Source organism: Streptomyces sp. NPDC034049 (assembly GCF_055575575.1).
On the sequence record NZ_JBVISJ010000009.1, the window covers coordinates 322,857 to 348,425 of the forward strand.

Sequence of the window (25,569 nt, forward strand, 5' to 3'; positions counted from 1 at the left end):
GGCCCGCTCAGTGGGGGCCCGCCGGCTCGAACTCCGTGCCGCACGGGCCCGCTCCCTCGCTCTCCGGGAGGGCCACGGGGGCGCCGCTCATGGTCAGCGTCTCGTAGTAGCGGCCGATGCGTTCGGCGGAGCGGCCCACGTAGTGGCCGATGAAGGAACGGCGGAAGCGGTCGGTGGTCCCGTTGGGCCGGGAGCCGTGGACCAGGCTGCCGTTGAAGAAGAGGACGTCACCCGGTGCCATGTCGACGGGCACGGGGGCCAGGCCGGGCGGCGGAGCGACGTACTCGCGGGCGAAGGACACCTCCGAGTCGGCCACCTCCGGGCAGAAGAGATCCATCCGGTGCGTCCCCGGCACGACCTCCAGACCGCCGTTGTCCCGGTCGATCACGTCGCAGGCGATCCACGCGGCCACACACGTCCCCGGTTCGACCCGCAGATAGAAGTTGTCCTGGTGCAGCGCCTGCCCCCGGGCCCCCGGCGGCTTGAAGTAGAACATGCTCTGCGCGGCCAGGACCTCCTCCCCGAGCAGCCCTTCGAGGATCTCCCGCAGCCGGGTGTCGAGGAGGACCCGCAGCGAGAGGTCGTCGATCCGGTGCGGATGCATCACCCGGGGGTAGACATGCAACGGGTCCGCCGGACCGTCGGCCGGGACCGGGCGGGGCTGGAAGTGCCCCGGGATCGGTCCGCCCGCCTGGAGCGCCGCGAAACGGTCGCACAACTGCTCGATCTCGGCGGGCGTGAACAGTCCCCGCACCACCACGTACCCGTTCTCCTCGAACTCCGTGTTGTCCGTGACTGTCATGCGCGGCATCCCTTCTCGGCGTCGTCCCTGTGCTCCAAGCTACGTCCACGTGCCTTTCGGGAGGATGCCTGTGCGTGCTGACGACCTGCCTGGGACTGCTGCGCCCGTCAATCCGTCGCCGGGCCAGGTGATCATCGGACGCTTCGACCAGCGGCCGTCCTACGCCGTGCACCGGCCGCGCGGCGCGGACAGCTGGCTGTTCGTCTGGACCACGGGCGGCGCGGGACTGCTGCGGCAGGGCAGGACACGGACCCCGGCGGGCCCGGGCGACCTGGTGGTCCTCGGCCCGGGGGTGCCGCAGCACTACACGGTCCGGCCCGGCGCCCGGCACTGGGCGTTCTGGTGGGCGCACTGCCAGGCGCGCCCGTCCTGGACCGCCTGGCTGCGCCCCCACGAGACCGCCGACCGTGTCCACGCCCTCCCCTCGGCCCCGGCCGGCATCCGTGACCGGGTCGACGCGGCCTTCCGCCGGATGCTCGCCGACGCCCGCTGGACCGGCGAGGGCGCACCGCCGAGCCCGGGCGCCGTCCCGTCCGGTGAGGAGGTCGCCGTCGCGCACGGCACCGCCGCCCGTGAACTCGCCCTGTGCTCACTGGAGGAGGTGGTGCTGCTGACCGCCGCCCGGGCGGAGCCCCGCCGGTCGGGGGCCGACCCGAGGATCCGCCGGGCCGAGGACCTGATCGCCGCGGACCCCGCCGCCCCGCACACCGTCCGCTCCCTCGCCGAGCGGGTCTCCCTCTCCCCGTCCCGCTTCGCGCACCTCTTCACCGAGCAGCTCGGCCACTCCCCGATGCGGGCCCTGAGCCAGGCCCGACTGCTGCACGCCGCCCGGCTCCTGGAGGCCACCGGACTCTCCGTGGAGCGCGTGGCCGCCGCCTCCGGGTTCGCCAGCCCGTTCCACTTCAGCCGGGTGTTCCAGCAGCGCTACGGGGTGCCGCCGGGGGAGTACAGGCAGGGCCTGCGGGACGGCGGCCGGGCGGAATCCCCGCCGGTCAGCTCCCGAAGGCCAGCAGGGACAGCCACAGCGCCACCACCGACGACACCAGGGCCGCCGGGACGGTGAGGAGGCCGAGGCGGGTGAACTCGCCCAGGTCCACACCGTGGTCGTGCTGGTGGACGATCCGCCGCCACAGCAGGGTGGCCAGGGAACCGGCGTACGTCAGGTTCGGGCCGATGTTGACGCCGAGGAGCACGGCGAGCACGGCGCCCGTGCCGAGCGGCGCGGCCAGCGGGACCAGGACCAGGACCGCGGGCAGGTTGTTGATGACGTTGGACAGCGCGGCGGCGAGGGCGGCGACGCTGAGGAGGGCGAGCAGACCGGTGCCGGACGGCATCACCCGGCCCAGCGCGTCGGCGAGCCCGTTGTCGACGACCGCGCGCACCACCACGCCCAGCGCCAGCACGAACGCGAGGAAGGGCAGGGAGAGGGAGTGGAGGAGCGCGCGCGGGCTCGTGGTCCGGCGGACCAGCGCGCGGACCGAGAGCACCAGGGCCCCGGCCAGCGCCGCCCACACCGGCTCGATGCCGAGCACGGACGTCAGCACGAACCCGGCGAGCGTGCACACGACCGTGACCAGCGCGAACATCGGCAGCTCGGGCGCCTCGACGGCCTCCTCGGGCGCGGGCGCCCCGGCGTCCAGATCGGCCGCGAAGAACCGCCGGAACACCAGGTACTCGGCGGCCACGGCGACCGCCCACGGCGCCGCCATCAGCAGCGCGAACCGGGTGAAGGTCAGCCCGCTGGCCGTGAACGCCAGCAGGTTGGTGAGGTTGGACACGGGCAGCAGCAGCGAGGCCGTGTTCGACAGATGCGCGGTGGCGTAGAGATGAGGCTTGGGGCGGGCGCCCAGCCGGGCCACCGTCGCGAACACCACCGGAGTGAGCAGGACGACCGTCGCGTCCAGGCTGAGCACCGCCGTGATGCCGGAGGCCAGCGCGAACGTCGACCCCAGCAGCCGCCGGGGCCGCCCCGCCGACGCCCGCGCCATCCACGCCCCGCACGCCTGGAAGAGCCCCTCGTCGTCGCAGAGCTTGGCCAGCACGAGCACGGCGGCGAGGAACCCGAGGACCGGGCCCAGCAGCTCGGCCTCCGCGCGGGCGTGCTCCAGGGAGACGGCACCGGCGGCGACGGCGATCCCGGCGGCCGGTACGGCGACCACCGCCTCCGGCAGCCCGAAGGGGCGCGCGACCGCGCAGCCGAGGACGACGACGAGCAGGACGACGGACAGGACCTCGGCGAGGGCGGTGTTCACGGCAGGGCTTTCGGGGGTGTTCTTCGTCGGGGGGACGTCAGGGCGCTCGACGGCGCGGAGACTGCTGCACCCTACAACTGCCCGCCGACGTCCGGCGAACACGCATACGGCCCGGGAGTGAGACCAGGCTCACCGCGGCGCCGCCGTGCTCACTCCTCCGACAGCGTCAGATCCGCCCAGATCGTCTTGCCGTCCTCGGTGTGCCGGCTGCCCCACCGCTGGGTCAGCTGGGCCACGAGCAGCAGACCGCGCCCGCCCTCGTCGAAGGTCTTGGCCCGACGCAGATGCGGGGCCGTGCCGCTGCCGTCCGACACCTCGCAGATCAGGGTGGTGTCGTCGTGGATCAGACGCAGCTGGATGGGCGGGGCGCCGTGCCGGATGGCGTTGGTGACCAGCTCGCTCACCACCAGCTCGGCCGTGAACGCCGACTCGCTGATCCCCCACAGCGCCATCTGCGTCAGCACGTACTGGCGGGTCCGGGCGACGAACGCGGGGTCGGCGGGGATCGACCAGGTCGCCACCCGCTCCGCCCGCAGCCCGCGGGTGCGGGCCAGCAGCAGCGCCACGTCGTCCGGGGCGCCGTTCGCGGGGAGCAGGGAGTGGACGACGTCCTGGCAGATGTCGTCCAGCGAGCCCTTGCGGCCGGACAGCGCCTCCGCCAGCAGTTCCTGGCCGGCGTCGATGTCCCGGTCCCGGGTCTCGATCAGGCCGTCGGTGTAGAGGGCGATGACCGTGCCCTCGGGCAGTTCGAGTTCGGCGGACTCGAAGGGCAGTCCGCCGAGGCCCAGGGGCTGTCCCGACGGCACTTCCACCTCCATGGGCCGTCCGTCGGGGTCCAGCACCACCGGCGGCGGGTGCCCGGCACGGGCGAAGGTGCAGCGCCGGGTCACCGGGTCGTAGACGGCGTACAGGCAGGTGGCGCCCACCTCACCGGTCACCCCCTCGCTGCCGGCCTCGGCGGACAGGCGTACGACGAGGTCGTCCAGGTGGGTGAGCAGTTCGTCGGGGGCGAGGTCGACGTCGGCGAGGGTGCGCACGGCGGTCCGCAGCCGGCCCATGGTGGCGGAGGCCTGCACGCCGTGGCCGACGACGTCGCCGACGACCATGGCGACCCGCATCCCGGAGAGCGGGATGACGTCGAACCAGTCGCCGCCGACCCCGGCCTGGGCCGCCGGCAGGTAGCGGGAGGCGGCCTCCAGGGCGGGCATGCGGGGCAGGGTCTGGGGGAGCAGGCTGCGCTGGAGGGCGAGGGCGGTCTCGCGCTCGCGGGAGTAGCGGCGGGCGTTGTCGATGCAGACGGCGGCGCGGGCCGTGACCTCCTCGGCCAGCAGCTCGTCGTCGGCGGTGTAGGGGTCGAGCCGTTTGAAACGGGTCAGGACGGCCACGCCGAGGGTGGTGCCCCGGGCCCGGATCGGTACCGACATGGTGGTGTGGACACCCAGCTCCTTGACCCGCCGGCCGCGTATCGGGTCCCAGGCGAGCCAGTCCACGAGGGTGTTCGCGGGGTCCGCCGCCACGACGGTGTGGCCGACCGTCAGGGACGCGGCCTGCGGGGAGGTCGCCGGGTAGACGTCGGTCCGGCCCACCTCGACCACGGCCTCGGGGCAGCCGGGGGTCACCGACTGGTGGGCGGCGCGGCGCAGGGTGAAGGGCGCGGAGAGCGGGCCCTCGTGCGGCTCGTCGCCGTGGTCGAGGGACTGCATGAGGTCGACGCTGACGAAGTCGGCGAGGACCGGCACGCAGACGTCCGCCAGCTCCTGGGCGGTGCGCCGCACGTCGAGGGTGGTGCCGATGCGGATGCTCGCCTCGTTCACCAGCTGCAGGCGCTGCCGCGCCAGGTACTGCTCGGTGATGTCGTGCCCGGTGACACAGACCCCGATCGGCACCCCGGACTCGTCCGTGAGCGGGGCGATCGCCGCCGACCAGGCGTGGGCGCGGTTCTCGTCGGCGGCCCGCAGGAAGGTCTGCACGTCCTTGCGGCGGCCCAGGGCCAGCACCTCGCGCAGCTGCTGCTCCAGCTTCTCGCCCTGCCGGCCGCCGATGATCTCGGACATGTGCAGGCCCCGGAGGTTCTCCTCGGGCATCCCCACGGCGTCCGCCATCACGTCGTTGATGCCGCGCAGCCGGAGGTGGTCGTCGAAGACGGCCATGGCGCACGGCGACTGGACCATGACGGCCGCCGCGAGCGGATCCTCCCGCGCCAGCGGACCGGGATCGTCCAGCGGACAGAGAACCAGCCAGTTGCCGCCGCCGTCGGCGTCCTTCAGGCTCCGGTGGTGGGCGAGGAGCCACGCGGTCACCGTGCGGCCGTCGCGGTGACGCAGCGCGAGCGTCCCGTTCCAGCTGCGACTGCCCGGCGGGGGCGGCAGGAAAGTGCGCCCGGGGGCCAGCAGCTCCTCGGCGGGGCGGCCCACGACCTCCGTCGCGTGCCAGCCCAGCAGCCGTCTGGCGCCCTCGTTCCACTCGACGATCGTGCCGTCGCCGTCCATGGCCGCCCGCGCGGTGGCGGCACCGTCCAGGGCGTACGCAGGGGTGTCACCGTGCGTAACCTTGCGGCTCCTCATCGTCGCGAGTTCCATTCCGCCGGACCGAACGGGCTTACGGGCGAATTCCAGCCTATGCGCTCCGCCGGAAAAGCGGACGGGAAACCGTACCTCCGCGCGATTTCCTGAACGGGCGTTCGCCGAGTGGCGTGCGAGGCCCTTGACGACCCCCGGGACGGGTCGTCAGATTTTGTTCGGTCACGATCGCATGTGATGTCTTGTGGGGTCTTGTGCTCCACGGCTCCCCGGAACGTCCACCCGCACGTTCGACGAAGGGAACACCATGACCGTCACCCGCAGATCATTGCTCGTCGCGGGCACCTCCGCCCCGCTGGTGGGAGCGCTGACGGGCACCGCGGCCGCCGCCCCCCGCTCGGGAGCCGCCGCCACCCGCCGGACCGTCCCGCTCCGCGACGGCTGGCGCTTCGCCCTCGTCAACCCCGGCGGCATCACCGATCCCACCGGCGCGTACGCCGACGCCGCGCGCCCCGGGTTCGACGACTCCGCCTGGCGGCAGGTGGCCGTCCCGCACGACTGGTCCATCGAACTCGCCCCCACCACCGAGCACGGCACCACCAGCGGCACCGGCTTCTTCCCCGGCGGCCTCGGCTGGTACCGCACCGCCTTCACCCTGCCGCGCTCCCTCGCCGGCAAGCGGATCTCCGTCGAGTTCGACGGCGTCTACATGGACTCCCGCGTCCACTGCAACGGCACCGAGGTCGGCCGTCACCCCTACGGCTACACCGGCTTCGCCTTCGACCTCACCGACCTGCTGCACACCGACGACGCCACCGAGAACGTCATCGCCGTCGAGGTGCGCAACCGCCTGCCCAGCAGCCGCTGGTACTCCGGCAGCGGCATCTACCGCGAGGCCCGACTGGTCGTCACCGACCCCGTGCACGTGGCGCGCTGGGGCACGTACGTCACCACCCCGGACGTCACCGACGAGCGCGCCCTCGTCCGCGTCCGCACCTCCGTCGTGAACACCTCCGGCGGCGCCGCGGACGTCGAGGTCGTCTCCCGCGTCGTCGACGCCCGTGGCCGGACGGTCGCCCGTACGTCCTCCACGGTCGCCGTCACCGACACCGCGACCGCGACCCAGGAACTGACCGTCCGCGAGCCGAGGCGATGGGACTTCGCGGACCCGCACCGCTACACCCTCACCACCGAACTGCGCGTCGGCGGCCGCACCACCGACACCCACCGCACCCCCTTCGGCATCCGCACCTTCCGCTTCGACCCCGACGAGGGCTTCCACCTCAACGGCACCCCGCACAAGATCAAGGGGGTCGACCTCCACCACGACCTCGGCGCGCTCGGCGCCGCCGTCAGCGCCGACGCGATCCGCCGCCAGATGACGATCATGAAGTCGATGGGCGTCAACGCCCTGCGCACCTCCCACAACCCGCCCTCGCCCGAGATGATCGAGGTCTGCGAGGACCTCGGCATCGTGATGACGGTGGAGGCCTTCGACTGCTGGCGGAGCCCCAAGACCCGCTACGACTACGGCCGTTTCTTCGACGAGTGGGCCGACCGCGACATCACCGAGATGGTGCTCGCGGCCCGCAACTCGCCCGCCGTCCTGATGTGGTCCCTCGGCAACGAGGTCTCCGAGTTCACCTCGGCCTCCGGCCTCGTCATGGCGGACCGCCTGATCACCGCCCTCAAGGCCTCCGACGACACCCGCCCCGTCGTCATCGGCTCCCACCGCCACCGCAGCGTCCCCGCCCCCGGCACCCCCGGCGACCTGATCCTCGCCAAGCTCGACGGCCTCGGCCTCAACTACAACACCGCCAAGTCGGTGGACGCCCTGCACGCCCGCTATCCGCACCTGTTCCTCTTCGAGTCGGAGTCGTCCTCGGAGACCTCCACGAGAGGCGTCTACCAGGAGCCCGAGCACCTCAACACCGGCGAGAACCACACGCCGGGCCGACGGGGCGTCTCCTCCTACGACAACAACCTCGCCTCCTGGACCATGAGCGGCGAGTACGGGCACAAGAAGGACCGCGACCGGAAGTGGTTCGCCGGGCAGTTCCTCTGGTCGGGCATCGACTACCTCGGCGAGCCCACGCCGTACGACGTCTTCCCGGTGAAGGCCTCCTTCTTCGGCGCGGTCGACACGGCCGGCTTCCCCAAGGACATGTACCACCTCTTCCGGAGCCAGTGGACCGACGAGCCCATGGTCCATCTGCTGCCGATGACCTGGAACCACGACCGGGGCGACACCGTCGAGGTGTGGGCCTACGCCAACGTCGCCACCGTCGAGCTGTTCCTCAACGGCAAGTCCCTCGGGACGAGGAGGTTCGACGAGAAGAAGACCCTCGACGGGCGGTCCTACCTGGAGACCACCGAACCCACCGGCGACGACAAGACCTTCACCGACGGCCCGTACCCGGGCAGCTACACCAGCCCGGGCGGCAGCGCGGGCAAACTCCACCTCACCTGGAAGGTGCCCTACGCCCCCGGCGAACTGAAGGCCGTGGCACGGCGCGACGGCAGGGTCGTCGCCACCGACGTCCTGCGCACGGCCGGTGAGCCGCACGCCGTACGGCTCACCGCGGACCGCAAGTTCCTGGCGGCGGACGGGCGTTCGCTGGCCTTCGTCACCGCGGAGATCGTCGATGCCCGGGGCGTGGTGGTCCCCGACGCCGAGCACCTCATCAGCTTCGACGTCCGGGGAGGTTCCCTCGCGGGCCTGGACAACGGCCGTGAGGAGAGCGCCGAGCGCTACCAGGCATCCACCCGCACCGCCTTCGGCGGCAAGGCGCTCGCGATCGTCCGGTCCGGGGTCGAGGCGGGCACGGTACGGGTGACGGCACGGGTGGCGGGGCTGCGCACCGGACGGGTGAGCGTGCGCGCCACGCCGGCCCGCGACAGGTCGACGACCCCGGCCGCCGCGTTCGGGCCCGACCACCCGGCTCCCGTCACCTACCCCCGCGCCGACGCGAGTTACTCCGGTCGCCCCGACACCCTGCCCGCCGCCATGCTCGACGGCGACCCCGCCACCGGCTGGTCCAACGCCTTCCTCAAGGCGGCCACCGCCCTGCTGCCGGCGTTCAGCGGCGCACGACCCGAGGACTGGGTCACGGTCGACTGGGGGCGGCCCGGGACGGTCGACCGGGTCGAGGTCTGCTTCACCGTCGACGCGGGGCACAGCCTGCCCGAGGCCGTCGGGGTCGAGGTGTGGGACGGCCGGCGGTACGTCCCCGTGGAGGGCGCGACGATCGACTGGGCCACCGCCTCCGACGCCCCCACCGCCATCACGTTCACCCCGCTGCGCGGCTCCCGCGTCCGGCTCACCCTGACGAGCCGCCACCCGGGCGAGGCACGCGGCGCGGTCCGCATCAGCAGGCTGGACGTCCTCGCGGGCTGACGCCCCGGGCCTCGTCGGTGAGCCGCCGCTCCGGTCCGGACGACAAACCAGTCCCGTCCGGACCGTTGACGGGCTGTCATGTCTCTAACAGCATGGCCAAGGTCCGCATCTGGGAGCGCTCCCACGTCTCTGTCCGCACACGCACCCCCGGCACCACCCGTCACCGACTGCGCCCCCACCTCCTCCGAGGAGCCCAGACGTGAAACGACGCAGAACCGCCCTGCTCGCCCTGACAACCCTCCTCGCGGCCGCGCTCACCGCGCTGCCCACCGGCCCGGCCCAGGCCGAGGAGGTCGAACAGGTCAAGAACGGCACCTTCGACACCACCACCGCACCCTGGTGGACGACAGGCAACGTCACCGCCGGCCTCACCGACGGCCGGCTCTGCGCCGAGATCCCCGGCGGCACCACCAACCGCTGGGACGCCGCCGTCGGCCAGAACGACATCACCCTGGTCAAGGGCGAGTCGTACCGGTTCGCCTTCTCCGCCTCCGGCACGCCCCAGGGCAACGTCCTGCGGGCCATCGTCGGCCTGTCGGTGGCGCCGTACGACACCTACTTCGAGGTCAGCCCGCAGCTGAACGTCTCGGGCGACTCCTACACGTACACCTTCACCTCGCCCGTCGACACCACCCAGGCCCAGGTCGGCTTCCAGGTGGGCGGCAACGCGAACCCGTTCACCTTCTGCATGGACGACGTCTCGCTGCTCGGCGGGGTGCCGCCGGAGGTGTACGAACCCGACACCGGGCCCCGGGTGCGGGTCAACCAGGTCGCCTATCTGCCCGCCGGGCCCAAGAACGCCACCCTGGTGACCGACGCGACGGCGCGGCTGCCCTGGCAGTTGAAGAACGCCTCGGGTGCCGTCGTCGCCCACGGGCGGAGCACCCCGCGCGGTCTCGACGCCTCCTCCGGGCAGCACGTCCACTCCATCGACTTCGGCGCGTACCGGGGGCGCGGCACCGGCTTCACCCTGGTCGCCGACGGCGAGACCAGCCGCCCGTTCGACATCGACCCGGCCGCCTACGAACGCCTGCGCCTGGACTCACTGAAGTACTACTACACCCAGCGCAGCGGCACCCCGATCAGCGACGACCTGCGACCCGGCTACGGCCGCGCCGCCGGCCATGTCGACGTGGCGCCCAACCAGGGCGACGGGAACGTGCCCTGCCAGCCCGGCGTCTGCGACTACCGGCTCGACGTCACCGGCGGCTGGTACGACGCCGGCGACCACGGCAAGTACGTCGTCAACGGCGGTATCTCCACCTGGGAGGTGCTGAGCACCTACGAACGCGCGCTGCACGCCCGTACCGGCAAGGCCGGCAAGCTCGGCGACGGCTCGCTGAACATCCCCGAGAGCGGCAACAAGGTGCCCGACCTGCTGGACGAGGTCCGCTGGGAGCTGGACTTCCTGCTGAGGATGCAGGTGCCGCAGGGAAAGCCGCTCGCGGGCATGGCCCACCACAAGATCCACGACGAGCAGTGGACCGGTCTGCCGCTGATGCCCGCCGACGACCCGCAGAAGCGTGAGCTGCACCCGCCGACCACGGCGGCGACCCTGAACCTGGCGGCCACGGCCGCCCAGGCGGCCCGCCTCTACCGCCCCTACGACCGCGCCTTCGCCGCGAAGGCCCTCACCGCGGCCCGCACGGCCTGGGCGGCGGCCCTGGAACACCCGGCCGTCTACGCCTCCGAGAGCGACGGCGTCGGCGGGGGCACCTACGCCGACAGCAACGTCACCGACGAGTTCTACTGGGCGGCCGCCCAGTTGTACCTGACCACCGGCGAGAAGTCCTTCCAGGACCACGTCCTCGCCTCACCCGTGCACACCGCCGACATCTTCGGACCCATCAGCTTCGACTGGGCCCGCACGGCCGCCGCGGGCCGCCTCGACCTCGCGACCGTGCCGAACGGGCTGCCCGGCCGCGACAAGGTCCGCCAGTCCGTGATCAAGGCCGCCGACCGCTACCTGACCACGCTGAAGGACCACCCGTACGGCATGCCGTACGCGCCCGAGAACAACCTCTACGACTGGGGCTCCAACCACCAGATCCTCAACAACGCGGTCGTCGTCGCCACGGCCTACGACATCAGCGGGGCGTCCAAGTACCGGGAGGGCGCGCTCCAGAGCATGGACTACCTCTTCGGCCGCAACGCCCTCAACATCTCCTACGTCACCGGCTACGGCGAGGTCGACGCCCGCAACCAGCACGCCCGTTGGTACGCCCACCAGCTCGACCCGGACCAGCCCAACCCGCCGGCCGGCACCCTCGCGGGCGGGCCCAACTCCTCCATCCAGGACCCCTACGCGCAGAGCAAACTCCAGGGCTGCGTCGGTCAGTTCTGCTACATCGACGACATCCAGTCCTGGTCGACCAACGAACACACGATCAACTGGAACGCGGCGCTGGCCCGTATGGCGTCGTTCGTCGCGGACCAGAGCTGACGCCCCACCTCCGAACGCGCGCGGCCGACGTCCTCCGGGGCGTCGGCCGCCTTGTGTCGGTACCGCCGTCCCATAGCTTTGACCTGCGATTATTTACGCGTAAGTACCCTCGCGGTACCGTGGGCGCATGCCAGCTCTGAATGTGGAGTTCAGCGACCGCGAGCTAGAGGACCTGCGGCAGATGGCCAAGGAGCGCGGGACGTCGATGAAGGCGCTCGTGCGCGAGGCCGCCGCGGCCGACATCGTGCGGCACCGGGCGCTGAAGGAGGGCGCGGAGGCCTTCCGGGAGTTCTTCACCGCGCACGCCGACGAATTCGCCGCCGCCTTCCCGGAGGACGAACCCGCCGCGAAGGCGGAGGGACGGGCCGTCTGACCGATGGCTCCCGTCATCCACATCGACGTGCCCTGGCTGCTCCAGCGCCACGAAGAGGTCATGCCCGAGCAGCCCACCGTCAACGACTTCTCGGCGCTCGTCGCCGCCGTCGCCCGGCACCGCGTCGACCCGCCGCGCCTCGGCGTGGACTCCGACCCGGCCTGGCGGGCGGCCGCGCTGCTGCACACCCTCGCCCTGCTCAAGCCCCTGCCGGCCGCCAACGCCCGTTTCGCCTGCGCGACGGCCGTGGCCTACATGTTCGTCAGCGGCGTCGGCATCGACCCGCCGTACGGGGCCCTCGTGGATCTCGCGCGGGACCTGATCTCCGGCAAGACCGACGTCTACGGGGCGGCGGACCGGCTGCGCTCCTGGCAGATCTGAGCGAGCCGGAGAGAGCGGTGCCACCCCGGGGCCGCCGACCGAGGGCGGGAGGATCAAGGTCGGCGGCCGTTTCGCGCGGGAGAGCCGCCGTTCCGCGCGGGGCCTTCCGAGGTGGCCGACCTCAGTCAACAACGAACCGTCCGCGCGCCGGGAGCGTGCGCGGACCGCCGGGGTGTGCGTACGGTTCACACGGGGTGCTTGAAGGCTTGAACATTTGGGAAGCGGAAGCGTTCGCTCTGCGAAGCGGAAGCATTCGTACCGGTCATCTGACCTGCTTTTAGTGATGCGGATGTTGCACAAGTGCCTTGTTAGCCATGAGTAACTTGTGCAAGGGTGAACTTCCTGCGCAGGGGCAATGGCCCGGCCGGAAAGGCCATTTGGCTTTCCCGGTCGCCGAAGGGCCCAAAAGGCTCGAGGAAGACGGTCATCGTGCGGCCCGGTCCCCGGCCGCTTTCCCGGCGCCCGCCAAAAAGGTACGCACCAATCCAGGGCCCTTTTCGGCGGCCACAACTCCGTGTGCCATCTTGTGCCTTGGAAGGAACCCGCTCTGTGCACACTCCCCACCCTCCCCACCCCACTTTTCCGCCCGCGCCCGGCCCGGTACCCGGAGAGTCCGACGAGACTCTCGCGGCCCGGCTGAGGGGATGGCCGGAGGGCGGCACCGGCGACCCGGTCGCCCTGTTGATGGCACGGCACTGGCAGCCGACCCATGACTACGCGGCCATCTGTCTCGCCACCCAGTCACAGGTCGCCTCGATGGTCACCGCGACCGCCTTCCACCGGGTGCTCGACGGGCTGATGCGGGGCGAGTCGGGTGTCGCCCTGCGGCCCCGGCTACTGGTGGCCGCGCGCGACACCGTCAAGGAGTGGTCCGCGGAAGGGGGTGTCTCCGGCGTGCTGCCGGACTTGCGCAAGCCCGCCGGAGGGCGGGGCATGCGGGCGGCGAAGTCCATGACGCCGGAAAACCGCAAGCTCGTCGAGCGCTCATTCCAGGCCCTCCCCGCGGTCGCCCAGTGCCTGCTGTGGCACACCGAAGTAGAAGCCGAAACGATAACCATACCCACCGGTCTGCTGGGGCTGGACGCGGACAGCGCCGTCGCCACCCTTGAGCAGGCACGCGACAAATTCCGGGAGGGCTGCGTCCGTGCCCACCGGGAACTCGCGCCGTCCAAGGATTGCCGCTTCTACAACCGCCTGCTGGATGTGCCCATTCGCCGCGGCGGCGCGCTGCTGCCGGACGTCCAGCAGCATCTGCTGGAGTGCCGCTACTGCCGTTACGCCGCCGAGCAACTCAGCCATTTCGAGGGCGGACTCGGCGGCGTCATCGCCGAAGCCGTACTCGGCTGGGGCGCCCGACGCTACCTCGACTCCCGGCCCGGCCGGCTGCCGGAGAAGGGCACGTCGAGGCGGCCGGGGAACGGCGGCCGTCACCGACTGCTCTCCCAGATCCCCGCACAGCGCCGCCGGATCACCTCCGGAGCACGCAACCCCCGGGCCCTGCTCACCGTCGGCGTCTCCTCGGGCGCGCTGCTCGCGGCCGTCCTGGGCGCCGCGTTCCTCTCGGACGACGGCAGCGGCGCCGACCCCACCGCCTCCACCAGCGCCACCGGGGGTGTCGCCACGGCGCCGGACACCGGCAACGAGGCCACCCGCGGCAGCGCTTCACCGACCCCGCCGGCCTCGGCCGGACGGCCCACGGCGCCCCAGCAGACCCGGCTGCGCAACCAGGCCGCCGATCTCTGCCTCGACATCGCGGGCGGCAAGGCCGTGAAGGGCGCCTCGACCGAACTCGCGGTGTGCGACTCCGGCTGGACCCAGAAGTGGTCCTACGAGGAGGACGGGCTGCTGCGCAGTGTCGCCAACCCCGAACTGTGCCTGGACTCCCAGGTGGACGCCGGTGTCGTCGTCCTCGGCGGCTGCGCGGGCGAACACGCGAAGCGGGGCGACGACGTCCGCTACGACTTCACCGTCCAGGGCGAGTTGCTGCCCCGGTGGGGCGAAGGGCTCGCCATGGCCCCCATCGACTCGGAGCCCAAGTCGGACGTCGTGGTCAAGGTCCGGGACAACTCCACCAAGCAGCGCTGGCTCACCGACGGGGTGACCGCGAGCCCCGAGTCCTTCTCCGTCTCCGGATCCGAGGCGCCCACGCCCGAGACCGAGCCGGTCTCCGAGGAACCGGACGCGGGCGAGGGTTCCCCGGCGCCGGGGCCGGAGAAGCCCGACACGCCGACGCCGAACGCGACGCCGGAGGCGGAGGCCGAGCGGGGTGGGTCCGTGCTGGCCGTACATGACGAGGGCGCCGCGGAGGGTACGGAGCAGGGGGGTCCCTTGACCCCGCTGACGTCCGTCGACGTGCCGACGCTGTTGACGGGGCTCGGGTTGTAGAGGGGTTGCCGGTCGGGTGCGGGCCCGGTGGGGCTTCTCGCGCAGTTCCCCGCGCCCCTGAAAAGCAGGGGCTGCGCCCCGTGCTTTTCGCCCCCGAAAGGGCCGCAGGCCCCTTTCAGGGACGCGGGGAACTGCGCGACCAGCCCCCACCGGACGGACGTATGGGGGTCGAGGGGCGCAGCCCCTACAGGATGGGACGGGTAGGGGCGGCGGGGGCGCAACCCGCGTCAGCAGCCCCCGCCGACCAGACTGCCGCCCTCCACCGACCCCGGCCCCCGATGCCCGGCCAGCGCCAGCGTGAGGTCGAACTCGGCGAGCAGACAGCGGATGACGTGCTCCACCCCCGCCTGCCCGTCGAGCGCCAACCCGTACACGTACGGCCGCCCCAGCAGCACGGCGTCCGCTCCGAGCGCCAACGCCTTGAAGACGTCGTCACCCGTCCGCACACCACTGTCGAAGAGCACGGTCAGCCGCTCACCCACCGCCCGCACCACCCCCGGCAGCGCGTCGGCCGCCCCGACACCCCCCGCCACCTGCCGTCCCCCGTGGTTGGACACGACCACCCCGTCCATCCCCGCGTCCGCGGCGAGCCGTGCGTCGTCCGGGTGCAGCACGCCCTTCAACACGATCGGCCCGTCCCAGTGTTCACGCAGGAACGCCAGGTCGGGCCAGGTCTTCCCGGGATCGCCGAACATCCCCGCGAAGTGCAGCACGGCCGCGTTCGGATCCTCGTGGACCGGCCGCGCGAGCCCCGCCCGGAACGCCGGGTCGGAGAAGTAGTTGGCGGTGCCGACGCCGTGCAGGAACGGCAGATACGCCCGCTCCAGATCACGGGGCCGCCAACCGAGCAACGGTGTGTCGAGCGTGACGACGAGCACTGAGTACCCGGCGGCCTGCGCGCGTTCCAGGAAGCTCCGGGTGACGTCGCGGTCCTTCGCCCAGTACAGCTGGAACCAGCGCTCCGCGTCCCCCATGGCTTCCGCGACCTGTTCCATGGGCGTGCTGGACGCCGAGGACAGGATGTACGGCACACCCTGCGCGGCGGCGGCCCGGGCCGCCGCCGGCTCCGCCTCCGGGTGCACGATCGACAGCACGCCCACCGGGGCGAGCGCCACCGGCGCCGGCAGCGCGCGGCCCAACACCTCGACGGACAGGTCGCGTTCGCTCACGTCCCGCAGCAGCCGGGGCACGATCCGGTGCCGGTCCAGCGCCTCCCGGTTGGCGCGGGCCGTACTGCCGTTCCCCGCGCTGCCCGCCACATAGCCGACCGGACCGGCGCCGAGCCGGTGCTCGGCCAGCTCCTCCAGCCGGGTCAGGTCGGTGGGCAGCCGGGGCACGGCCCCGCCCATCCCGCCCAGGTAGATCTCGTACTGGAAGTCCGCCCAGTGCTTCGTCACCCGTCGGTCCTGCCCCTCACCGTCGAGAACGCCCCGCGTCGCCGACGATCCTGACGACCCGTGCGCCAGCAGTCCACCGCCCGGGGGTGGGACCCTCGCCGTGGCCCAGGACGGCACGAGCGTCCTGGGCCACGTACCGACGCGGCGGCACCGATCAGGCGGAGGGGGCGCGCCCGTGAGGGTCTCCACGCGGCCGGTGTCGAGCGAGTAGTAGGCGCTGACCACGCTCCGGTCGCCCTTCTGCAACAGGGGGCGAGGGAGGCGTTGGTCCGCAGATCGGCGGCGGTCCGGTCGGCGTGGGCGCGGATCATCGCGTGGGGCCCGGCCGGCACTCATGCAGCGCCGAGGAAGCGCCCGCCCGAAACACGCGGTGTAGCGGGGTGGTCTCGCTCGGGGTCCCGCACCGTCATGGCGTGGGTGTCCGGGCCGAAGCGGAATGTTTCAGGCCGATTGCCGAGCCGTGGAGATCCGGCCATTCGTGATCATGAGGCGATCGGAAACCGCTCAGAATCGGGGTTTGCATGTTCGAATTCCGTGACTTCGAGCCACTGATTCAATACTCAAAGTTACCGAAACCTGTGGGTTGGATGTGTGTTCCGGCCTGGGACCCGGCAGACTCGCGCACGCCGAACCGGCACCGTCCGGGCCGGCTTCGTCCACGCGACCGATGTGGCGGGGCCGTCCGGGCACTCCTGCAAAGCGGAAGGATGCACACCATGCCGAAGACCGCGCGCCTGGCAGCGACTCTCACCCTGACGGCCGCCGCCGTCTGCGGTCCCCTCGCGGGGCCCGCGCTCGCGGCGCCCGAACCCGCGGCCCCCCAGCCCGCCGTACAGGGGCTCTACGCCCCGTCGGCCCTGGTGCTGACCGTGGGTCACGGCGAGACCTCGGCGACCGTCACTCCCGAGCGTGCCGTCACCCTGAGCTGCGCGCCGAAGCCCGGCGGCACCCACCCGGCGCCCGCCGACGCCTGCGCCGAACTCCGCGACAGTGGCGGCGACTTCGAGGTCCTGAGCGGCAGCGCCGGGGCGATGTGCACCAAGCAGTACGACCCGGTCGTCGTCACCGTCCACGGTGTCTGGCAGGGCAAGCGCGTCGCGTACGAGCGGACCTTCGCCAACGAGTGCCTGAAGGACTCCGCCGCGAGCGTTCTGTACTCCTTCTGAACCACCCGCGAGACACGGCCGCCCGACGGCGGCCGGAAGACCGGGGTTGCGTGACCCCGTGAGTGATGAGCGAGGGCCCGTGGCTGGGGAGCGCGAGCCCTGTCGCGGTGGTCACGCGATCCCGTCCGGGGGCCGGCCGAAGCGGAGTGGGGCCGCGGGCCGGCCCCCGGCATCATGCCGGGGCCCGGTGGGTCACTCGGAGGTGACGGCCCAGCGGCCGACCTCCTGGTGGCCGGAGTCGTACAGGGGCTGTCCGTCCCCGGGGGCGATCTCGCAGTGCCGGAGGTTGCCGCCCCAGTAGCGCAGGATGCGCTCCAGCTCCTGGACGGCGGTGCCCTCGTCCCAGCCCGTGCTGTCCAGGTCGACTTCGAGAAGGAACTTCACTTCGCGCGTCTCCACTTCTGTGTCGCTCGGATTCCGCGCCGGTGTCCGCCGGAACGGTCTGTGCCTGCCGCAGGTCCTTCAATCGTTTCATTGAACTGCTACTTGAGACTTGGCCGTCGCGGAGGCGGGGGAGACGCGGGCGGTGGGGGAGACGGTGGTGGGGGCGTGGGCGGGAAGCCCGGTAAGGGCGGGAAACGGCCCAGCAGACCGGCGGCGCGCAGCAGTCGGTGTATCCGGGGCTGGTCGGAGACGAGGCGGAGCCGCCCGCCGAGCGACCGGGCGGTGGCCTCCGCTCTGCACAGCACGCGCAGCCCCGAGCAGTCGAAGAAGGCGACGCGGCGCAGGTCGACGAGCACGTCCGGCGGGGACGCCCCGGTGACGGCGGCCGTCAGATGCGCGGCGAGGGATCCGGCCGACGCCATGTCGATCTCGCCCGAGACCTCGACGACGACGAAGGGGCCGACCCGGCGGGTGCGGGCGTACTCGTCGGCCGCCACCGACCCGGACACGGGCCCGGATCCGGATTCGGGGGCCGTGTCCTCGGGTCGAGGGGCGGCACGGTCGTGGGCATCCGGACTCATGGCGGCTCCACCTTGTCAGGGGTAGGGCGCATTGGATCCGGTTAGCTACCCCGGCGCGGAGCAGGCCATCCCTTTCGCGCCCGGCGCAAGATCTACAACACTCGAAAAGGTGAATTGCTGTCCTGCGTATTGACTTTCTCGGAAGGAGTCGCGCATCCGACCTGCCTCCATCCGGCCTCCGGGTGTCCTAGTCGTGGTGGGACTCCTCCTGGGCCCGCTCGTTGGGGGTGATCGCGTCGCCCGCTTCGCCATGGTGGCGGCGCCCGTCGGAGTCGGTGACGTCGGTCTCGGCCCGTTCCACCTCGCGCAGGACCTCGTCGAGGGCGGTGTCGGGCTTGTCCTTCCTGCTGTCGCCGTGCCGGCCGGGCTCGGTGTCGGGGCTCCGCTTGTCGTGGTGCGTCATGGGGGTGCTCCTTTCTGCGGGGGCAGGTGTGGTCGGTCGGGGTCGGGTGGGGTCAGCGGGCCGGGGCCGCGATCCGCAGGGGTACCGCGCCCGGTGTGCTCGAACCCGCCGACCCCGTGGCTTCGACGTCCCGCGTCACCTCCGACCACCACGCCGGGCCGTCCTCGATGTGCCGCAGCAGGACGCCCTCGCGGATCGCCCAGGGGCAGATCGTCACGCTCTTCAGACCGGCGAGCTTCATCGTGGTGTGCCCGACCAGCGCCCCGGCGAGACTCTGCGTCGCCCGGGGCGCGGAGATGCCCGGCAGGGCGGACCGCTGGGCCGCGGGCAGGGCGGCGAGACGGGTGATGGCCTCGCCGAGGTCCGCGCACCGCAACTCCCGTTCCACGAAGGGCCCATGACGTCCCGGCGCGGATCCGCACAGCCGGGAGAGCTGCTGGAAGGTGCGCGAGGTGGCCACAGCCGTGCGCGGTCCCTCCCAGCGGATGCGGGCCGAGACGTCCCGGAGTTGATGACGGACCTTGCGGCGCAGCGCCTTGATGCTCTCCATCGACGGCGGGTCCTGCCCGTGGAAGAACTCGTGCGTCAGCCGGTTGGCGCCCAGCGGCAGCGAGGCCACGAAGTCCGGCAGCCGTCCCCGCCCGAAGGCCACCTCCAGCGAGCCGCCCCCGATGTCCAGCAGGGCCAGCGGCCCCGACCGCCAGCCCATCCACCGCCGCGCGCCGAGGAAGGTGAGTTCGGCCTCCACCTCGCCGGGCAGGGTGCAGATCGGCACACCGGTCTCCGCGCGCACCGTGCGCAGCACCTCTCGGCAGTTCGGCGCGGACCGCACCACGGCGGTCGCGAACGCCAGTGGTGTCGCTGCCCCCCATCTCTCCGCCGTACGCGCCGCCGCCGTGACCGCCTGACACAGCCGTCGTACGGCCTCGTCGGGCACATCACCTCCGGGCGGCACCTGCTCGGACAGCCGCAGGCGCCACTTCGCGGTGTGCACCGGCAGCGGTACGCCCCCCTCGGCGTCCGCCACCACCAGCCGTACGGTGTTCGATCCCACATCCACCACGCTCATCCGCATGACCTCCGGAGTACCCGGTAGTCGCCCCAACACGCGTGTCCCGTACGGCGGCCGGAGGCACGCCGTCGCATCCAGGCCGATCGCGCGCCGTGGGGCACCACCGAGCGGCAGGGGCGTCCGAACGTACGGAGCGGCCGTCCGAACCCCTGATCGGAATGATCAGACTTATTGCATATGATGTGCAGGTGCAGCACTACGACATCAGGGTGGCAGGCCTCGAAGACCTCGACGGCGCGCGGGCGGTGATGCTCGACACCGTCTACCGGGACTTCGGTACGGGGTACGTGCCGCGCTGGCACGGCGACATCATCGATCTGCGGGGCGCGTACGTCACCCCGGACCGTCATGTGCTCCTGGTCGCGGTCGACGAGCGGGACGGCGCGGTCGTCGCCACCGGCGCGCTGGACTCCCGGGGGCCCGCCCATCCGCCCAACCCCCGCTGGCTGGCCGAGCGTTACCCGTCCGGGGCGACCGCCCAGCTGCGGCGCGTGTACGTCCGTGCCGAGCACCGGCGGCGCGGGCTGGCCCGGCGGCTGGTCGCCGGGCTGCTGGACTTCGCGGCGGCCGACGGCGGTTACCGCTCCGTGTACCTGCACACCGACCCCGGGGTGCCCGGCGCCGAGGGCTTCTGGCGGTCGCAGGGCGTGGCCGTGTGCGACGAGCGCGAGACGACCGGGGGGCGGGTGGTGCACTTCGAGGTCCCGGTGCTCGCGGCCGTGACCTCCTCGCCGATTAAATGAAAATCATTCTCATGTAGGCTGCGTCGCGCCCCGCCCCCCGTTCCGTCCCCCGCCGCCCCGCCCCCCACAGAGAACCAAGGACCATGCGCACTCCCCGCCGCCGTCGCGCCGTCGCCGGCCTGCTCCTCGCCCCCCTGCTGACCGGCTGCTTCGCCTCGGACGGAGGGACCACCGACGACGCCTCCGGCGACGGCTCCCGACTGCGCGTGGCCCTCGCCTTCCCGCCCGCCGAGAACTTCTCGCCGTACGGCGCCGACGCCACCCTCCTCAGCCGGCTCGGCGTCACCGAAGGCCTGACCAAGCTGGACGCCAACGGCGTCCCGGCCCCCGCGCTCGCCGAGTCCTGGACCCGCGAGAACGACCGGAACTGGCTCTTCACCCTGCGCGAGGCCACCTTCCAGGACGGGACCGAGGTCACCCCGGCCACCGTCGCCGCCGCCCTCACCCGCGCCACCGAGGCCGAACCGGTCACCGCCGCGCTCTCCGGCATCACCCTCACCGCGAAGGCCGAGGGCGACCGCCGGGTGCGCGTCACCACCGAGGACCCGGACCCCGCCCTGCCGCTCAGGCTCACCAGCCCCGGCCTCGCGATCCTTTCCGCCAAGGCCTACGGCGCCGAGCGCGTGAACCCGGTCGGCACGGCCACCGGCCCGTTCGAACTCACCAAGGTCACCGGCACCACCGCGGCCACCCTGAACCGCTTCGAGGAGTACTGGGGCGGGCGTGCCCAGGCGAGCGGCATCGACGCCAAGTTCATCGCCGACGGCTCCGCGCGCACCAACGCCCTGCGCACCGACCAGGTCGACATCGCCGAGGCCGTCCCCGTGTCGCAGGCCTCCACCCTCGACAAGGGCACCCGCCGCGAGACTGCCACCACCCGCACCACCAGCCTCCTGCTCAACACCAGGACCGGCGCCTTCAAGGACCCGAAGCTGCGGGCCGCCGCCCGCGAGGCCGTCGACGGCTCCGTCCTCGCCGAGGACGTGTACGAGGGCCACGCGGACGCCGGAGTCGGCATCTTCGGCCCCGCCGTGACCTGGGCCGCCGACAAGCGCGTCGCACCGGCCGGCCGCGCGAAGGCCGCCGACCCCGACGGCACCTCCGTCACCATCGCCACCTACGACAACCGGCCCGAACTGCCCGAGGTCGCCCAGGTGCTGCAACAGCAGCTCAGGGAGGCCGGGTTCGAGGTGAAGCTGGAGGTCCGCGAGTACTCGCGGCTGGAGAGCGACGCCCTCGCCGGAAAGTTCGACGCGTTCGTCGGCGCCCGCAACTCCCTGCTCGACACCGGCGACCCCGTCACCATCCTGGCCGGCGACTTCACCTGCGACGGCAGCTACAACCTCGCCCTGCTCTGCGACAAGAAGGTCGACCGGGCCGTCGCCGCCGCCGAGCGGGAGTCCGACACCGCCAAGCGGCAGCAGGCGGCGATGAACGCCGAGGCGGCGATCCTCGCCACCGACGCCACCGTCCCGCTCGTCCACCAGCGGATCATCACCGGCGTCGGCACCTCCGTGCGGGGCGTGATCCTCGACCCGTACGAGCGCACGCTGGTCGGAACGGGGACCCGGCGCTGATACGGGCACTCTGGCGGGCCCTGCTCGCCGCCGGTCTGCTGTGCGGCATCGGCCTGCTGCCGTGGCTGTCGCGCACCGACCCGGCGCTGACCGTCCTCAAGGCACGCTCCGCCGAATGCGACCCGACGCCGGAGGTCCTGGCCGCCGTACGCGACGAACTCCGCCTCGACGCGGGCCCCTTGAGGCTTCTGGGGGAGTGGTTCGGCGGGCTGGCACGCGGTGACGCGGGCCGGTCGTGGATCTCCGGCGCCGAGGTCACCCCGTCCGTCGTCCAGGCCCTCGGCGTGTCCCTGCTGCTGATGGCCGCCGCGCTCGTCGTCGCGGCGGCCACGGCCGCGGCGGTCTGCGCCCGCACCCTGTGGCTCGGCGCGCACCGCCGCCTCGACGACCGCCGGGGCGGCGGCAGCGGCGCCGCGATGCTCGCCGCGCTGCCCGAGTTCCTCACCGCCTCCGTGCTCGCCGTCGTCGTCGGGGTCCACCTCGGCTGGCTGCCCGCGCTCGGCTGGTACGGGCCGCGGTGGACGGTGCTGCCCGCCCTCGCCCTGGGCCTGCCCGCCGGAGCGCTGCTCGGCCGGATGCTCACCGACCTGCTGCCCGGCGCCTTCGCCGAACCCTGGGCACTGGCCGCCGCCGCACGCGGCATACCCGAGCGGGCCACCGCCCGCCACGCCGTACGCCGCTGCGTACCCGGACTGCTGCCGAACCTCGGTCTGTTCGTGGTCGGCCTCACCGGCGGCGCCGTCACCGTCGAGCAGGTCTTCGACATACCCGGCCTCGGCCGCACCACCCTCCAGGCCGCCGTCGCCCAGGACCTCCCCGTCCTCCAGGCCGGCACCCTCGCCCTCGTCCTGCTGGCCGCCGTCGCCGGGGCCCTCGCCCGCCTCGCCGCCCACCGCCTCATCGGCCCCGCCCTGCGCGACGGCGCGCTCCACTCCCTGCACCGGCCCACGCCACCGGCCCCCAGCCGCGCCCCCCTGCTGCACGGCGGCCTCCTGCTGGCGGTCGTCACGCTCGGCCTGATGCGCGACCCGCTCGCCCTCGACACCGGCGCCCGGCTCCAACCCCCTTCCTGGACACACCCGTTGGGCACCGACGCGCTCGGGCGAGACCTCCTCGCCCGCATCGGGCACGGCGCCTTCACCACCCTCGCCCTGGCCGTCGCGATCAGCGCCGCCGCACTGCTGACCGGCGTCCTGCTCGGGCTGCTGCCCCGCTTCTCCGGGCCCCTCGTCGACACCGTCAACGCCGTGCCCGCGGTCCTCGCGGGTCTCCTCGTCGCCGGGGTGGTCGGCGGCGGAGGGGCGACGCCCGCGCTGGCCGTGGCCGCCGTCGCCTGGGTACCGCTGGCCGCGCACACCACCGCCCTGCTCGCACAGGAACGGGCCACGACCCACATCACGGCCACGAAGGGGCTGGGCGCCGGCGACGCGTATCTGCTCCGCCGTGAACTGCTCCCCGCCGTGCTGCCGCCCGTCGCCCGACACGCCCTGCTGCGGCTGCCCGGGGTGGCCCTCGCCCTGACCTCCCTGGGCTTCCTCGGCCTCGGCGCACAGCCCCCGGACCCGGAGTGGGGCCTCCTGCTCGCCGAGAACCAGCCCTACGCCGAACGCGCCCCCTGGGCCGTCCTCGCCCCCGCCACCGCGCTCGCCCTCCTCGGCGCGCTCGCGGTCACGGCGGCGGGCGGGGTCCGTGTGCCGCGCCTGCCGCGCCGTCCGCTCGCCGGGGCCCCACAGCGACCGAAGCCCGCCGCCGCCCCCACCGTCGGAGAGACCGGATGACCGAGCCCGAACAGCCCCCGACCGCGCCCCCCACGGGGCGGACGACGGAGGAGAGAGCCGGGCGGCCCGGGAGCCGGGCCGCCGAGAATGAAGCGGCCGGGCATGCGGTCGTCGGTGGTGCGGCGGCCGCGGGCGTGGCCGGCAAGGTGTCGCGCCGTGGGACGTGGGCGAGGCTCAACCCGCTCCTGCGGCTGCTGATTCTCACCCAACTCGCCTTCAACGTCGGCTTCTTCGCGGTGCTGCCGTTCCTCGCCGAGCATCTCGGGACGGCGATCGGCATGGCCGGCTGGATGGTCGGCTTCGTGCTCGGACTGCGCACCTTCAGCCAGCAGGGGCTGTTCGTGGTCGGCGGCGCCCTGGCCGACCGGTACGGCGTACGGCCGGTGGTGCTGGCCGGGTGCGTGCTGCGGATCGCCGGGTTCGCGTGGCTCGGGTACGCCGACGAGGACTGGTCGGTCATCGCCTCCGTCCTGCTGATCGGTTTCGCCGCCGCGCTGTTCTCCCCGGCCGTCGAGTCCGAGGTGGCTCGGCAGGCGGTGGTCTGGGAGGAGTCCGGCGGCGGCCCCCGTACGAGCGTGCTCGCGCTGTTCACGGTGGCGGGGCAGGCCGGGGCGTTCGTCGGACCGCTGATCGGCGCGTTGCTGCTGGCCGTCGACTACCGGGTGGTCTGCCTCGCGGGCGCCGGGGTCTTCGTCCTCGTCCTCGCCGGGCACGCCCGGCTGCTGCCGCAGCACATTCCGGGGCGCGAGCGGGTCGCGGTGCGGGGCGGACTGGGCGGGCTGCTGCGCAACCGGCGGTTCCTGGCGCTGGCTTGCGCGTACGGCGCGTACCTGCTGGCCTACAACCAGCTGTACCTGCTCCTGCCCGACGAGGTGGAGCGCGCCACGGGGTCGCAGACGGCGCTGGCCTGGCTGTTCGGGCTGTCCTCGCTGCTGGTCGTGGCGGCGCAGCTGCCGGTGACGCGATGGGCGGCCCGACGGCTCGACCTGCGGCGGTCCATGGCCGGTGGACTGCTCCTCATCGCCGCGGGGTTCGGCGTGGTGGGCCTGGCGCGACCCGCGGAGTGGACGGGCACGGCGGGACTGCTGCCCGCCGTCGGGTTCGTGGTCCTCCTGACCCTGGGCCAGATGCTGGTGGCCCCCGCGGCCCGGGCCTGGGTGCCCGATCTCGCCGTCGAGGGCCGCCTCGGGCTCTACACCGGGGCGATGTCCTCCGTGTCCGGCCTGATCGTGCTGGTCGGCAGCGCGGCGGCGGGCGCCCTGATGGACGCGGATCTGCCGACCGCCGTGCCCTGGCTGGTCCTCGCCGCGGTGCCGGTCGCCTCGGTCCTCCTCGTCCCGGGGCCGGTGCCTGCCGTGCGGAGGAAATCAGGTGCCCTCGGCGCACCCTCCGACTAGGGTCGCCCGATGCCCGAGTTGCGACGACTGTGTGCCGAACATGCCGCGGCGGTCCTGGACTTCGAACTGGCGAACCGTGCCTACTTCGCCGCCTCGATCCCCGACCGCGGCGACGCGTTCTTCGACGAGTTCCCCGACCGGTACGCCGCCCTGCTGGCCGAGCAGGAGAGCGGTGTCTGCGCCTTCCACGTGCTCCTCGCCGAGGACGGCTCGGTGCTCGGCAGGTTCAACCTGGTCGACATCGAGGACCACTCCGCGCACCTCGGCTATCGGGTGGCCCAGCATGTCGCCGGTCACGGCGTGGCGACCGCGACCGTCCGGGAACTGTGCCGGTCGGCGGCGGACCGGTACGGCCTGCGCACCCTGCGGGCGGCCGTGGCCCACCACAACGCCGCCTCCCGGAAGGTGCTGACCAAGGCGGGGTTCGTCCCCGTCGGTCCGGCCGGCCCGGAACACCTCAGTGGTGCGGCGGGCACCTGGTACGAGCGCGATCTGTCGCTCTGACCGGCCATGAGGCCG

At 72.9% G+C, this 25,569-nt stretch carries 20 protein-coding genes; 12 read left to right on the forward strand and 8 right to left on the reverse strand.

Annotated elements, in window-relative coordinates; all coding sequences use genetic code 11:
* Window positions 1-7: 7 nt before the first annotated feature.
* Complete coding sequence (locus ACZ52C_RS26410) at window positions 8-802, reverse strand: phytanoyl-CoA dioxygenase family protein (RefSeq protein ID WP_469077081.1); 795 nt, start codon at window positions 800-802, stop codon at window positions 8-10.
* 64 nt (window positions 803-866) lie between these two features.
* On the opposite strand from ACZ52C_RS26410, the gene ACZ52C_RS26415 reads away from it, so the two are divergent.
* Window positions 867-1,865, forward strand: coding sequence for a helix-turn-helix domain-containing protein (locus ACZ52C_RS26415; protein ID WP_469077082.1), 999 nt, complete (start codon window positions 867-869; stop codon window positions 1,863-1,865).
* On the opposite strand, the gene ACZ52C_RS26420 is transcribed toward ACZ52C_RS26415, so the two are convergent.
* The gene (locus tag ACZ52C_RS26420) at window positions 1,795-3,054 is read right to left on the reverse strand and encodes an SLC13 family permease (protein ID WP_469077083.1); all 1,260 of its coding nucleotides are present in this window, start codon (window positions 3,052-3,054) and stop codon (window positions 1,795-1,797) included. The two genes, ACZ52C_RS26415 and ACZ52C_RS26420, sit on opposite strands and share 71 nt — an antisense overlap.
* Before the next feature lie 149 nt (window positions 3,055-3,203).
* Window positions 3,204-5,618, reverse strand: coding sequence for a SpoIIE family protein phosphatase (locus ACZ52C_RS26425; RefSeq protein ID WP_469077084.1), 2,415 nt, complete (start codon window positions 5,616-5,618; stop codon window positions 3,204-3,206).
* A 262-nt stretch (window positions 5,619-5,880) separates the two neighbouring features.
* On the opposite strand from ACZ52C_RS26425, the gene ACZ52C_RS26430 reads away from it, so the two are divergent.
* The 5 genes from ACZ52C_RS26430 (at window position 5,881) to ACZ52C_RS26450 (ending at window position 14,552) form a co-directional block, all read left to right on the forward strand.
* Window positions 5,881-8,970: a glycoside hydrolase family 2 TIM barrel-domain containing protein gene (locus tag ACZ52C_RS26430; RefSeq protein WP_469077085.1), complete on the forward strand. Its 3,090-nt coding sequence runs from the start codon at window positions 5,881-5,883 to the stop codon at window positions 8,968-8,970.
* Window positions 8,971-9,169: 199 nt separating this feature from the next.
* Window positions 9,170-11,413, forward strand: a complete 2,244-nt coding sequence (locus ACZ52C_RS26435) for a glycoside hydrolase family 9 protein (protein ID WP_469077086.1) — start codon at window positions 9,170-9,172, stop codon at window positions 11,411-11,413.
* A 127-nt stretch (window positions 11,414-11,540) separates the two neighbouring features.
* Complete coding sequence (locus tag ACZ52C_RS26440) at window positions 11,541-11,786, forward strand: hypothetical protein (protein ID WP_192360674.1); 246 nt, start codon at window positions 11,541-11,543, stop codon at window positions 11,784-11,786.
* A 3-nt stretch (window positions 11,787-11,789) separates the two neighbouring features.
* On the forward strand, window positions 11,790-12,167 hold the full coding sequence (locus tag ACZ52C_RS26445) for a toxin Doc (RefSeq protein WP_033528576.1): 378 nt from the start codon (window positions 11,790-11,792) through the stop codon (window positions 12,165-12,167).
* 549 nt (window positions 12,168-12,716) lie between these two features.
* Entirely contained in the window at window positions 12,717-14,552 is a 1,836-nt protein-coding gene (locus ACZ52C_RS26450; RefSeq protein ID WP_469077087.1) for an RICIN domain-containing protein, read from the forward strand.
* Between the two features lie 227 nt (window positions 14,553-14,779).
* Here ACZ52C_RS26450 and ACZ52C_RS26455 read toward each other — a convergent pair whose 3' ends face one another.
* Window positions 14,780-15,949 (reverse strand): lactate 2-monooxygenase, encoded by a 1,170-nt coding sequence (locus tag ACZ52C_RS26455; protein ID WP_469077088.1) that lies wholly within the window; start codon window positions 15,947-15,949, stop codon window positions 14,780-14,782.
* 716 nt (window positions 15,950-16,665) lie between these two features.
* On the opposite strand from ACZ52C_RS26455, the gene ACZ52C_RS26460 reads away from it, so the two are divergent.
* Window positions 16,666-17,115, forward strand: a complete 450-nt coding sequence (locus ACZ52C_RS26460; protein WP_469077089.1) for a protease inhibitor — start codon at window positions 16,666-16,668, stop codon at window positions 17,113-17,115.
* A 192-nt stretch (window positions 17,116-17,307) separates the two neighbouring features.
* Here the strand turns inward: ACZ52C_RS26460 and ACZ52C_RS26465 are convergent, their stop codons facing one another.
* The 4 genes from ACZ52C_RS26465 to ACZ52C_RS26480 form a co-directional block, all read right to left on the reverse strand.
* Entirely contained in the window at window positions 17,308-17,499 is a 192-nt protein-coding gene (locus ACZ52C_RS26465; RefSeq protein WP_469077090.1) for a hypothetical protein, read from the reverse strand.
* Window positions 17,500-17,597: 98 nt separating this feature from the next.
* Complete coding sequence (locus tag ACZ52C_RS26470) at window positions 17,598-18,080, reverse strand: STAS domain-containing protein (RefSeq protein ID WP_469077091.1); 483 nt, start codon at window positions 18,078-18,080, stop codon at window positions 17,598-17,600.
* A gap of 187 nt (window positions 18,081-18,267) precedes the next feature.
* Window positions 18,268-18,483: a hypothetical protein gene (locus tag ACZ52C_RS26475; protein ID WP_469077092.1), complete on the reverse strand. Its 216-nt coding sequence runs from the start codon at window positions 18,481-18,483 to the stop codon at window positions 18,268-18,270.
* A 52-nt stretch (window positions 18,484-18,535) separates the two neighbouring features.
* A complete protein-coding gene (locus ACZ52C_RS26480) occupies window positions 18,536-19,558 on the reverse strand; it encodes a Ppx/GppA family phosphatase (RefSeq protein ID WP_469077093.1) in 1,023 nt (340 codons plus the stop codon).
* A gap of 185 nt (window positions 19,559-19,743) precedes the next feature.
* On the opposite strand from ACZ52C_RS26480, the gene ACZ52C_RS26485 reads away from it, so the two are divergent.
* From ACZ52C_RS26485 to ACZ52C_RS26505, 5 genes are all read left to right on the forward strand, one after another.
* Window positions 19,744-20,298 carry a GNAT family N-acetyltransferase gene (locus ACZ52C_RS26485; protein WP_469077094.1) on the forward strand — a complete coding sequence of 185 codons (555 nt, stop codon included), beginning with the start codon at window positions 19,744-19,746 and terminating at the stop codon, window positions 20,296-20,298.
* A gap of 83 nt (window positions 20,299-20,381) precedes the next feature.
* On the forward strand, window positions 20,382-21,875 hold the full coding sequence (locus ACZ52C_RS26490; protein ID WP_469077095.1) for an ABC transporter substrate-binding protein: 1,494 nt from the start codon (window positions 20,382-20,384) through the stop codon (window positions 21,873-21,875).
* A 299-nt stretch (window positions 21,876-22,174) separates the two neighbouring features.
* Window positions 22,175-23,653, forward strand: a complete 1,479-nt coding sequence (locus tag ACZ52C_RS26495) for an ABC transporter permease subunit (RefSeq protein ID WP_469077169.1) — start codon at window positions 22,175-22,177, stop codon at window positions 23,651-23,653.
* Window positions 23,650-25,050, forward strand: coding sequence for an MDR family MFS transporter (locus tag ACZ52C_RS26500; RefSeq protein WP_469077096.1), 1,401 nt, complete (start codon window positions 23,650-23,652; stop codon window positions 25,048-25,050). Before ACZ52C_RS26495 ends, ACZ52C_RS26500 begins: the two co-directional genes overlap by 4 nt.
* 9 nt (window positions 25,051-25,059) lie before the next feature.
* Complete coding sequence (locus ACZ52C_RS26505) at window positions 25,060-25,554, forward strand: GNAT family N-acetyltransferase (protein WP_469077097.1); 495 nt, start codon at window positions 25,060-25,062, stop codon at window positions 25,552-25,554.
* Window positions 25,555-25,569: the final 15 nt, after the last annotated feature.